General features: G+C 70.4%; 8 protein-coding genes. 2 read left to right on the forward strand and 6 right to left on the reverse strand.

Features of this window, described 5'->3' with window-relative positions; genetic code table 11:
• Nucleotides 1-15: 15 nt before the first annotated feature.
• Entirely contained in the window at nt 16-1,515 is a 1,500-nt protein-coding gene (locus OU415_RS12690; protein ID WP_270948880.1) for an FGGY-family carbohydrate kinase, read from the reverse strand.
• A 125-nt stretch (nt 1,516-1,640) separates the two neighbouring features.
• A complete protein-coding gene (locus OU415_RS12695) occupies nt 1,641-3,056 on the reverse strand; it encodes an L-fucose/L-arabinose isomerase family protein (protein WP_270948881.1) in 1,416 nt (471 codons plus the stop codon).
• Nucleotides 3,057-3,290: 234 nt separating this feature from the next.
• On the opposite strand from OU415_RS12695, the gene OU415_RS12700 reads away from it, so the two are divergent.
• Nucleotides 3,291-4,295, forward strand: coding sequence for a LacI family DNA-binding transcriptional regulator (locus OU415_RS12700; protein WP_270948883.1), 1,005 nt, complete (start codon nt 3,291-3,293; stop codon nt 4,293-4,295).
• A 66-nt stretch (nt 4,296-4,361) separates the two neighbouring features.
• Here OU415_RS12700 and OU415_RS12705 read toward each other — a convergent pair whose 3' ends face one another.
• The 4 genes from OU415_RS12705 to OU415_RS12720 all read right to left on the reverse strand — a co-directional run bounded on the left by OU415_RS12705 (nt 4,362) and on the right by OU415_RS12720 (nt 10,810).
• Nucleotides 4,362-6,680, reverse strand: coding sequence for a glycoside hydrolase family 172 protein (locus OU415_RS12705; RefSeq protein WP_270948884.1), 2,319 nt, complete (start codon nt 6,678-6,680; stop codon nt 4,362-4,364).
• 484 nt (nt 6,681-7,164) lie between these two features.
• Entirely contained in the window at nt 7,165-8,169 is a 1,005-nt protein-coding gene (locus tag OU415_RS12710) for a substrate-binding domain-containing protein (RefSeq protein WP_270948885.1), read from the reverse strand.
• Between the two features lie 23 nt (nt 8,170-8,192).
• Nucleotides 8,193-9,224 (reverse strand): ABC transporter permease, encoded by a 1,032-nt coding sequence (locus tag OU415_RS12715; RefSeq protein ID WP_270948887.1) that lies wholly within the window; start codon nt 9,222-9,224, stop codon nt 8,193-8,195.
• Nucleotides 9,221-10,810, reverse strand: coding sequence for a sugar ABC transporter ATP-binding protein (locus OU415_RS12720; RefSeq protein ID WP_270948890.1), 1,590 nt, complete (start codon nt 10,808-10,810; stop codon nt 9,221-9,223). Before OU415_RS12720 ends, OU415_RS12715 begins: the two co-directional genes overlap by 4 nt.
• A 240-nt stretch (nt 10,811-11,050) precedes the next feature.
• Here OU415_RS12720 and OU415_RS12725 point away from each other — a divergent pair, with 240 nt between their 5' ends.
• Complete coding sequence (locus tag OU415_RS12725) at nt 11,051-11,962, forward strand: DUF6542 domain-containing protein (protein WP_270948891.1); 912 nt, start codon at nt 11,051-11,053, stop codon at nt 11,960-11,962.
• Nucleotides 11,963-12,009: the final 47 nt, after the last annotated feature.

Raw genomic sequence — 12,009 nt, forward strand, 5'->3', positions numbered from 1 at the left:
AGCGTCATCGGCGAATCAGCCGCGCTCATCCGCCGCACGCTGCTCACCAGCCAAGAAGTGCGCGATCCGCACCGTCGAGTCGTAGAGGTCGCGGTAGTGGCGGAAGTAGGTGTCGTAACGCTCGGTGTGCTCAGGGTTCGGTCGGACGGTGCGAGCCACCGGGTTCCAGCTGTCCGGCTCGACGGCCGTGCTCGTGCCCACCCCGGCGAGCAGCGCATCGCCATAGGCCGCACCGATCGTCTCGCCCGGCACCTGCTGCTCCTGGCCGGTGATGTCGGAGACGATCTGCGTCCACAACCCGCCCTGGGTGCCGCCGCCGACCGCGACCAGCCGCCCGGCCGTGCCGCCGGCCTCCCCCATCGCCTCCAGGTTGTGGCGGACGCCGAACCCGATGCCCTCCAGCGCCGCCCGGTACAGCTCGGCCCTGCCGTGCTCGAGGGTCAGCCCGGCGAGCATCCCCCGCGCGTCCGGGTCGAAGATCGGCGTCCGCTCCCCCGCGAAGTACGGCAGCAGCAGGAGACCGCGGCTGCCCGCGGGAACCGCCGAGGCCTGCTCGACCAGGTCGGCGAACTCGCCGTCGACCAGGTTCCGCAGCCACTGCGTGACCGCGCCCGAAGTCGCCATGCCCGCCGCCAGCGTGTACGTGCCGGGGAACGCACCGCAGGTGCCCCACAGCGCCGGGTGCGGCCGCACCTCGTCGAGGACCTGGACGAAGAACATCGTGGTGCCGTACATCAGCATCACGTCGCCCGGCTGCCGCACGCCGACGCTGGTGGCTTCCGCCCAGGCGTCCACGGTTCCGGCGGTGACCGGAAGTCCTTCCGGCAGACCGGTTTCGGCCGCCGCCCGCGCGCTGACGTGCCCGACGACCTCGGTCGGCCAGGCCAGCTCCGGCAGCGCCCACCCGGGCGCCACGCGCTGCGCCCAGTCCTCCGCCCAGCTGCGGGACTGCAGGTCGTAGAGCGGGTCGCACTGGCTGGCCGAGTGGTGGTCGAGCACGTAGCGCCCGGTGAGCCGGTGCACCAGGTACGAGCTGCACATCAGGAGCATCTCGGTGCGCTCGTAGACCTCCGGTTCGTGCTTGGCCAGCCAGCGGATCTTCGGCCCGACGGCCTGGCTGGACAGCGCCGAGCCGCCCCGGCGCAGGATCTCGTCGGCACCGAACTCCTCGGTCAGCTCGGCGATCTCCTCGGTCGCGCGGGTGTCGACGCCGTAGAGGATCGCCGGGCGCAGGGGTTTGCCGTCGCCGTCGGCGGGCAGCAGCACCGGGCCGATGCCGCTGACGCCGAGCCCGGCGATCTCGCGCCCTTCGGCGGCCGGGACGAGTTCCCGCGCCAGCGCCAGGAAGTCCTCCCACCACACCGATTCGGGATCGTGCTCGACCCACCCCGGGTGCGGGTAGGACGTCTCGTGCTGCCGACTCGCCCGGGCCAGGATCCGCCCGTCGGTGCTGACCAGCACGCCCTTCGAACTAGCCGTCCCGATGTCGATCCCGAGCAGAACCTTCTCGGCCACCACGCCTCCTCAACTCGCACCTTCGGTCCCCCACCGCGCCCCAGTCTCCCCGACGCGCGGAACGCAAATTCAATGGAAATCGGACGTCCAATTTCCATTGAATTTGCGTCCGTCGTCCACAGCGGTCAGCCGCGGGTCCACTCGTCGAGGCGGACGTCGAGCTGGGACGCCACTGCTCGGAGGGTTTCGCGGTGGTCGCCGGGGATGGCGTGGATGTGGTTGGCGCCGAACTTCGACAGGAACAGCTCGCCCGGCGCGTCCAGGCGTGCGAAGGCGTGCGGCCACTCCGGCGTCGACTGGTCCACCAGCGCCTTGTTGGTGGCGTCGTCGTAGCTCTCGAACTCGCCGAGCATCAGCTGCAGCCGGTACTCGCCGTCCTCGCGGGTCAACCGGCCCAGCGTCATCTCGCCCGGCGCCGCGATGTGCTGGACGGACGCGCCACCGGCCGGGAAGAAGAACACCTCCGGGTAGAAGTTGACCTTGGCCAGGTTCTCCGCCGGGTCGTCGCTGCGCGCGGCGTACCAGGTGGCGTGCTGACCGGAGTTGCACAGGTCCCAGATGTCGCGGTCGGCGTGGTAGTGGCGGACGTCGGCGAACAGCACCGGCTTGCCGGAGATGGCCTTGAACAGCTGCATGGTCAGCGCGCCGTCCATGTCCGCCTCGGTGGCACAGACGTGAGTTTCCTTCGGACCGTTCCAGTCGTAGGGGTCGTTGAGGAACGCCTCGGTGACGTCCATGGTCGCGAAGTTCTCGGTCAGCTCCGGCTGCGCCTTGATCCCGGAGAAGTCCAGGTTGCGCTCGGCGATGATGTCCCGGATCGCCAGGTAGGAGCGCAGCTGCCGCTCCAGCAGATCCGGGGTCAGCTTCTTGCCGTCGTAGTGCACCCCGGCCGCGTGCTGCTCGATCCACTCGCGGGCCTTGCGGGCTTCCCCGGCGTCCGCCTTGTCCGCGCGCAACACCAGCTCGTACTGGTCGATCTCCTCGACGTCGATGCCGAACTTGCGCATCCACTGGTCGGTGTTGGCCACCGCGGTGTTCATGCCCATCGGCCGCCCGCCGAACCGGCCGAAGGTCGAACCGCGCAGCGACTTCACCGCGGCCGACGCCGTGGCCTGCACGCCGATCTTCTCGACCAGCGCGGCGTCGTCCGGCGCGCCCCACGCGCGGGTGTGCCGGCGACCGATCTGGTCCAGCGCACCACCGGCGGCGAGCATGCCGACCAGTCCCGGCTCGGTCGGGTCGGTGCTGGCCACCAGCACCAGCGGACTGCGGGTCGCGTCCGCGGCGAGCATCGTGAAGTGCGGGAAGGACCAGACCGCGTAGTAGAAGACGGTCACGTCCACGTCGGCTGCGGCGACCTCGCGGGCCACCGAGGTGGCCAGCGCGTTGGTGGCCACCAGGTCGTCGCCGACCACCACTTCGTGCCCGGCGTCGCGCAGCGCCCGAACCAGACCGTCCTGTTTGGACTGGATGAAGTCGGCGTTGCGGGCGTGGACGTGGTGACGACCGTCGGAAATGCTGACGACACCGATGCGGGCCACAGTTCCTCCAAATTGAGCGACAGGCGGCGTTGACTGCGCAGGAGCGGCGGCGAGGAGGCGCCACCAGCACCACCCGGCGGGCTCCCCCGCGGGGTCGCCCGACCGGAACAACTCGTGTCCGAAAAGCCGATATCACCGGCGAGCAATCGTTTACTCGGACGCTATTCTGGCAGGACACGGGCTGTCAAGGCAGGTGGCCCGCCATCACTCGGGAAGAGGTCACGAGGAGGAACCGTGGCGACGATCAGTGACGTGGCGACCCGCGCCGGGGTGTCCACCGCGACGGTTTCCCGCGCGCTCAACGGCAAGAGCTCCGTCGACCCCGCGCTGGCCGCCAGGGTGCTCACCGCGGCTGCCGAACTCGGCTACCGGCCCAACGGCCCGGCCCGCAACCTGCGCAAGCAGGAGACCGCGGTGCTGGCGTTGATCATCGCGGACGTGGAGAACCCGTTCTTCACCGCGATCGCGCGCGGTGTCGAGGACGTGGCGCACGCGGCGGGCTACTCGGTGGTGCTGTGCAACTCCGACGACGAGCCGGAGAAGGAGCGCGAGTACATCGACGTCGCGCTGCAGGAGCGGGTCGCCGGGGTGCTGCTGTCCCCCACCGGGCACGGCGAGAGCGCCGAGCTGCTCGGCCGGCACACCACGCCGGTCGTGGCGGTGGACCGGCCGCTGCCGAACTCGCCGAGCGACACCGTGCTCGTGGACAGCCGGCTCGCCGCAGCCGAGGCGGTCCAGCACCTCGCCGACCAGGGGTACCGCCGGATCGCCTGCCTGACCGGCCCGAGCGGCGTGCTCACCGCCGACGACCGGCTCGCGGGCTACCGCGACGGCCTCCGCACCGCGGGGCTGCCGGAGAGCGACGAGCTGGTGCGGCGGTCGGAGTTCAAGGCGGCCGGCGCCAAGCAGGCCGCGCATTCGCTGCTGACCCAGCCGGACCGCCCGGACGCGGTGCTGGTGGGCAACAACATGATGGCGGTCGGCGTGCTGGAGACCTGCGCCGAGCTCGGCATGCGCCCCGGTCGCGATATCGGCGTGGTGGCCTTCGACGACGCACCGTGGGCAACCCTGCTCGACCCACCCCTGACGGTCGTCGCCCAGCCCGCCTACGACGTCGGGGCGGTAGCGGCCCAGCTCCTCCTCGGCCGGATCGCCGGTGAACGGGGCGAGGTGACCACGACGACCCTCTCCGCGCACCTGGTCGCCCGCGCCAGCAGCACCCGGCCCCAGCAGGGCTGAAGCGAACGGACCGCCCACCTCTCCTTTCGAGGTGAACGGTCCGTTCGCTCTGCTCCGACCTGGTGGTCAGCCGTTGGACTGGTGCTCTTCGACGGCGTCCTGGACCGCTTGTTCGACGTCGGACGGCCGGGTTCCGTCGTTCTGGCCCGTGGTGTGCGGCGCCGTCGTCTCCGGGGTCGACGGCCGGGCCGGAGTCGCCGACGGGGCCGGCGACGCCGGGGTCGACGGAGGTCCGGTCGGGGCTTCCGACGGAGGCGCCGACGGGGCCGGGGCGCTCGGCGACTGGGTCGGCACCGACGGGAGGCCGGGCAGCGCTCGGCCCGATGCGTTCCCGCCGTACCAGTAGGCCGTCGAGCCGTAGTCGCCCGGCTCGTCGTTGACCGGGCCGTGCTCGATGCCCGCCACGATGCCGGTGCGGAACGGCACCGCGTCGTTCACGAACAGCCGGTAGGCGCCCGTGCAGTCGTACTGGCAGCCGTCGCCGTTGATCTCGTGCGACGGGTTGCCCGCCAACGGCATCGAGTAGGTGGTGCCGAACCGGAAGTACCAGCCGGACTCGTAGAAGTCCTCGGTGCCGGTCCCGTGCCAGGCCGGGTCGCGGTTGCCGTCGACGAAGAACCGCTCGTCGCCTTCCAGGTAGTTGCGCTGGTTGACCTCGCGGGTGTTGACATCGCGGGTGCCGGCGCGCGTGTCGGAGAGCGGCTGGTCGGAACGCGTCCTGGCACCCGGCGGGATCAACCCGCGCATGCTGTGCGTGACGCCGTAGAAGGTGCCCGATCCGCTGGCGGTCAGGAAGTTCCAGTCCTGGCCCGGCACCGTCTGGCCGCGGTGGTGGGTGGCGTGGAAGTAGCCCGCGCCGGGGACCGGTGCGGTCGGCGCGCTGGTCACCTCGGCGGTCGCGCCGGTCACCGGCACCCCGCCGGTGTTGACCAGCTCCACCTTGGCGTTCTGGCCGAACGGCATCGGCCACCAGGACGTGTACCAGCCGTCCAGACCCGGGTCGATCGAGCTCATCATGTTGCGCACGTCGTACTCGCCGAGGCCGCTGCCGAAGAACTCGCCGATCGGCGCGTCGACCGTGGTCTGGCCGTCGAAGCTGATGCGCAGGCGCATCTTGTCCAGCACCTCGTCGGAAGCGGCGACGTCCTCCGGCCTCGTCGGGTAGCGGCCGACCAGCTTCTCGCGGGCGAAGACCGGGTTGTCGATGCGGTATCCGTGCGCGGCTTCTTCGCCGGGGTGGCCCGGTCCGAGGTCGAGGACGTCGGTGCGGACCCAGTCGCCGCCGACCTTGCTCTGCACGTCGTAGCGGAACTCGTTGAAGTCCAGCGACGAGGAGATGAACTTGTTCTCGACGTCCACCGTGGACTTGCCGGAGGTCACCGTCGGCGGCACCTCGATGACCTGCACGCCCCACGAACCCGGTGCGGCGCCGCCGCTGCGCCACTCGCCGACCTGCTGCCCGTCGACGCTGAGGCTGCCGACCTGGTCGGCGATCTGCGGGTCGTACCGCCTGATCACCCGGATGCCGTCGTTGTTCGGCGCCACCCGCATCGTGAACCGGCTGCGCCCGGCCGCGCCGAACGCCCGCCCGTCGTCGACGACCTGCGGTGCGGCCACCACCTGCGGCACCTTCAGCCGCAGCTGGTTGATCTGGCCGGCACCGGACAGGTCGGCGACGGGGGTGACTGCGCCGGGCGCCAGGTCGAAGTCGCGGCGCACCGGGGTGCCGCTGGGGCTGCCCTTCGGGTCGGCGACGCCGAACTGGCGCAGCTTCTCGACGACGTCGGTCGCCTGCTCGTTGGGGTTGAAGGTCTGCACCCCGTCCGCGTCGGGGAAGGCGCGGTAGGACAGGTGGTAGAAGTACGGGTTGTGCTCGACGGTGACCCGCATCGACTTGCGGTACGGCATCGGCACCTTGATCACCACGCCGCCCGCGGTGTCGTTGTCGTCGCCGACCAGCGGCCACACGAACGGGGCGCCCAGCTTGCCGCGCACCACGTCGATGAACGGGGCGTCCACCACCGTCCGGCCGTCGAGCTCGATCACGATGTTGCCGGTCGCGGTGACGTCGCCGAGGGGTTCCCGGGTGCTCCAGATCGAGGTGATCTCACCGGGGCCGTCGTGCTCGCCGATCACGCAACCGCGGTCGGAGATGCGCAGGCAGGAGTAGGTGCCCTGGAACCCGTCGTTGTTCCCGCCGGTGCGGTCGTAGCTGGAGAACTGCAGGGACTGCTCGGCGCCGCGGGACTGCGACATCGAGTCGAGGTTGCGGTAGGTGTCCCAACCGACCGGCCCCTTGGTCGGCGCTGCGGGCTGCGCCTGCGATTGACCGGAGCCGAACCCGACGCCGGCGTTGGCGACCACTCCGGCCGCTGCGAGCGCCACGACTCCCAGGTAGGCACCGACTCCGCGGGCACGGCGTCTCCCGCTCGACCGCGGCGTTGCTGAGCGGACTCTCATCGTGCTCGGCCTCCCCACGCATCACTGTCCTCAGTGGACTGTGGTGCAGCTGTTCCGATGATGGTGCGCGGCTACTGGATCGAGTTCTCGTTCTGCTCCGCAGCGGAAGATCACTCGCGCATTCCGCGAAAGCGTAGGGAAGAGATCTCCGGGAAGGAAGTGATAGTGCTGCGGTGTCGGGGAATCAAGAACGCTAATTCACCCGATCTGATGGTCACCGGGCGCGATCTCGCCGACAACCACCATCCAGGTGTATTGCCCGATTCCAGCAAAAGGCCGTGCCACCAAATAAATCGGTTCGGCACGGCAAGTATCCACATCGGACGGCGTGAGCCGCGGTTCACCCGACTTCGGGTGCGTGGGCGCGAATCCGGCCGCCGCGCCGGAGCGCGGCGACCGGATCGGCGGGTCAGCTCTGGTTCAGCCGGGCGTAGACCTCGGCGGCGTTGTCCTTGGTGACCAGTTCGGTCGGCAGGGTCTGCGTCTTCGGCACCTGCTGGCAGTCGACCAGCAGCTTCTTGGCCGCCTCCACGGCTTCAGCACCGCCGGTCGGGTACAGGTTGGTGGCCTGCAGACGACCCTCCTCGACGGCCTTGATGCCGCCGGAGGGGATCGGCAGCCCGTCGATGCCGACGAACTTCAGGTCGTTGCGACCGGCGGCCTGCGCGGCCAGGTACGCGCCTTCGGCCATCGGGTCGTTCTGCGAGTACACCGCCTGGATGTCCGGGTGCGCCTTGAGCAGCGCGTCCATCTTCTCCTGGCCGACCGAGCGCTCCCACTCGCCGTCCGCGGTGTCCACGATCTCGATCTTCGAGCCCGCGATGCCCTCCTTGAAGCCCTTTTCGCGCTCCGCGGCCGGGGTCGAGCCGGACAGGCCCTTGATCTGCACGATCTTGCCGCCCTGCGGCAGCAGCGTGTTCTTGAAGTACTCGCCCGCCTGGCGCCCGATCTGCACGTTGTCCGCGCCGATGTAGGTGGTGAAGGCCTCGCCGTCGACCTTGCGGTCCAGCACCACGACCGGAATTCCCTTGTTGTAGGCCTTCTTCACCACGTCGGTCAGCGGCGTGGCCTCGTTCGGCGAGATCATCAGCAGGTCGACCTGCTTGGTCACGAAGTTCTCGACGTCGCTGATCTGCTTGGAGTTGTCCTTGGCCGCGTCGGAGAACTGCACGTCGAACTGCGGCACCTTGCCCGCCGCGTTGCGGATGTCGTCGTCCATCCGGACCCGGTAGGGCTCGGCGAGGTTGGCCTGGCTCATCCCGATCGTGTACTTGCCACCCGGGCCCTTGCAGTTCTTGGTGGGATCCTGCTGCTGCACCTGCCCGCTGTTCTCGCTGGTGGTGCCGCAACCGGCGGCAGCGAGCGCGAATGCGGCGCAGGTGGCTGCGACCAACGACCTCGTTGTCTTGCGCATCGTGCTTCCTCCCGGATGTTGGTTCACGACGTGGGGCGCAGCCGCTGCAGCGCCGCCGCCGCGACGATCACCAGACCCTTGATGAGCAGTTGCAGATCGGTGTTGACGCTGTTCAGGCTCAGGATGTTGTTCAGGATGCCGAGCAGCAGCGCACCGGCGATGGTGCCGATGACCGAGCCGCGGCCACCGGCGAGGCTGGTGCCGCCGACGACCACCGCGGCGATCCCGTCCAGCTCGTAGGCGATGCCGTCGTTCGGGCTGCCCGCGTTGAGCTGTCCGGCGTGCACGATCCCGGCCAGCGCGGCGCAGAACCCGGAGATGGCGAACGCGACGATCTTGACCCGGTTCACCGGCACACCGGACAACCGCGCGGCCTTCTCGTTGCCGCCGATGGCGTAGAGGTGCCGCGAGTACGCGCTGCTCCGCAGGAACAGGATCGCGGCCACCGCCACCACGGCGAAGATCAGCACCGGGATCGGCACCACACCGCCGAACGTGCGCTCGCCGAGCAGCGAGAACAGCATCGGCGCCTGCCCCGGCCCGTCCCCGTAGGAGATCTGCACGGTCTCGCCGCCGGACCACATGCGCGCCAGTCCGCGCGCGATCTGCAACCCGGCCAGCGTGACGATGAACGCCTGCACCCCCAGCAGCGCGACCGCGGTCCCCTGCAGCGCGCCGAAGACGATGCCGGCGATCAGCACCAGCACGACGGCCGCCCACACCCCGAGGCCGTCCTCCACCATCAGCACGGCCGAGCCGACCGCGGCCAGGCCGAGCACCGACCCCACGGACAGGTCGATGCCGCCGATCAGGATCACGAAGGTCAAGCCGACCGCGATGATCCCGATCTCCGACACCGCGCGCACGATGTTGAACAGGTTGTCGCTGGTCAGGAAGAGGATCTGCCCCTCGTCGTTGCGGGGCGAGAAGATCACCGCGGCGAGGAACACCGCGACCAGTCCGAAGAAGCTCTGGAACCGGAACAGCGTCTCGACGGTGCTCGTCCGCTTCTGCGGCGCGGCCGCCGAAGGCCGCTCCGCCGTCTGGTTGCTCACCTCGCGCCTCCCCCGGTGCTCTGCGGCCCGGTGCCGACCACCGGGTCGGACCCATCACCCGACCGCTCGCCCATCGCGGCAGCCAGCAGTTCGGCCTCGCCGGCCTGCGCGGTGTCGAACTCGGCGACGCTGCGGCCACCGCGCAGCACCACCACCCGGTGGCAGACGCCGACGAGCTCCGGTAGCTCCGAGGACGCCAGCAGCACCCCGATGCCGCGTTCGGCGATCTCGCCGAGCAGCTGGTAGATCTCCGCCTTCGCGCCGATGTCCACCCCGCGGGTGGGATCGTCCAGCAGCAGCAGCCGGGGTTCGGTCAGCAACATCCGGCCGAACACGACCTTCTGCTGATTGCCACCCGACAGGGTGCCGACCGGGTCGAGGATCCGGCCGAGCTTGACCTTGAGCTGCTGCACGCTGCCCTCGGTCGTTGCCACCTCCTTGCGGCGGCGGACCAGCCCCAGCGGCCCCAGCTTGTCGAGCACCGACAGCACCGTGTTGGCCAGCACCGAGTGCTCCAGCACCAGCCCGGAACTCCTGCGGTCCTCCGGCACGAAGGCGATGCCCTCGCGCAGCGCACGGCGCGGACCCCTCGGCCGCACCGGGCGCCCGTCGAGGGTCACCTCCCCCTCCCACGTGCCGGAGGACCCCGCCCCGAACAGCGTTTCCAGCAGTTCGGTGCGTCCTGCGCCGAGCAACCCGCAGAGCCCGACGATCTCCCCGCGGCGCACGGTCAGATCGATGCCCGCGGGTTCCCGGCGGCCCACCTTCGGTCGGCGCGGGCGCACGGCGAAGCCCGACACCGCCAGCAGCTCCTCGCCCACCTCGTGCTGCTCGGTCTGGAACCTGGTCTTCACCGAGCGGCCCACCATCGCCTCGGCGGCCTGCTCGGCGGTCAGCTCCCGGGCGTCGAACTCGGCGACCTTGCGGCCGTTGCGCAGCACGGTGGCACGGTCGGCCACCCGGCCGATCTCGTCCATCCGGTGCGAGATGTAGACGATGCCGGTGCCGCTGCGGCGCAGCTCGGCGATCACCGCGAACAGCCGCTCCACCTCGGTGCTGGACAGCGCCGAGGTCGGCTCGTCCATGATCAGCACCTTCGCGTCCAGCAGCAGCGCGCGGGCGATGGTGACCAGCTGCTGCTCGCCGACGCGCAGTTCGCCGACCGGGCGCTGCGGGTCCAGCTCCATGCCGGTGCGGCGCAGCAGCTCCCGGGTGCGGTCGGCCATCTTCCGGCGGTCGACCGCGCCGAAGCGGTTGCGCGGCTCGCGCCCGAGGTGGAGGTTCTCCGCGACGCTGAGCGCCGGGACCAGGTCGAGCTCCTGGTGGATCATCGCGACCCCGGCGTGCTGGGCGTCGGCCGGTTTGCCGAACTGGACCTGCCGGCCCTCGATCGAAATCGATCCAGCGTGATCGGTGACGTCACCGGACAGCACCTTCATCAGCGTGCTCTTGCCGGCGCCGTTCTCCCCCAGCAGCGCGTGCACCTCACCGGCGAGGACCGACAGGTCCACGTCGTCGCACGCCAGCACACCCCCGTAGCGCTTGCTGATGCCGGCCATTTCGACCAGCGGTGGCGCTGTGCCCATGAGCCTCCCGTCACGCCGTTCGCGGAACGCGAGAAAACGATTGCTCGGACGCTAAAATGCTCACGCTACTTGTGTCAAGGTTCACACACCCGGCCAAGCGACAGCTCGCCCGATGATCGGCACGAACATCGCATTCCGGTCATCGCGGGGCCGGAATCGCCGGAACCGAACGTGGGGTAATCCGCAAGTTCTGGAAGAGGGCTCTACGCCCGGCGTACTGGACCGTTACCGTTGTGACTCGTGACCGCGATCCGCGAGAGCCAGAGCTCCTCCCCCGGCAACGGCTTGCCTCCCTGGTCGGCGCGCTCGGCCTTCCGCTCGGCCGGAGTGCCGCTGTGGGTTGCCGTGCTGCTGGCCGCAGTGCCCACCGCGATCGGCACCGTGCTGGACATCCTGATCTGGAGCCAACCCGGCATCCTGTTCAAGGCGTGCTTCTTCGTCGGGAGCGTGCTGGGTGTGCTGCTGGTCAAGCGGCGCAACGTCTTCGGTCCGATGGTGCAGCCGCCGCTGGTCCTGGTCATCGTGATGCCGCTGCTGGTGCTGTTGACCGGGTCCGGTGCCGCCGCGGGTGCGGGCTTCACCGGCAAGGCGCTCGCGGTAGCGCGCCCGTTGATCAGCAGCTTCCCGATCATGGCCGGGGCCACGATCGTCGCTCTGGGTATCGGGCTCGTCCGCATGTTCGTTACGGAGAAGCCCGGCAAGCGCCCCGAGGACGCCGACCCCGATGCGGCCACCAAGAAGCGCCGGCTGCCCAACCCGCCCCGCAAGCCCGCAGGTGAAGAGCGCAAGCGGCGCCCCGAGGAGCGCAAGCCCCGTGGTGAGGACGGACGTCCGAAACGCGGTGAGCGGCGCGAGCGGCCTGAACGAGGTGAACGGCCCGAGCGCGCGGAGCGCGGTGAGCGCGGACGCGCGCAGGCGCCAGGACGGCCGCGGCGGGAGGAGCCGCCGCGACGCAGCGAAGCGCCCCGGCGAGGCGAAGCCGCGCCCGGGCGACCGCGCGGAGCGGAAGGCCGGCCGGCGGAGCGGGCCGTGCCGCCGCGGCGGGGCGCAGCCCCGCGGCAGGCGCCGGGACGGCCGCGGCCGGCGGAGCCGCCGCAGGGCGAGCCGCCGAGGCGAGCCCGGAGGCCGCGACGCGACGAGCGGTACGGATGAGGACTTCAGCAGACGCGAAAAAGGCACCCGGCGGATCGGCCGGGTGC

The organism is Saccharopolyspora oryzae, assembly GCF_027853915.1.
GTDB lineage: Bacteria > Actinomycetota > Actinomycetes > Mycobacteriales > Pseudonocardiaceae > Saccharopolyspora > Saccharopolyspora oryzae.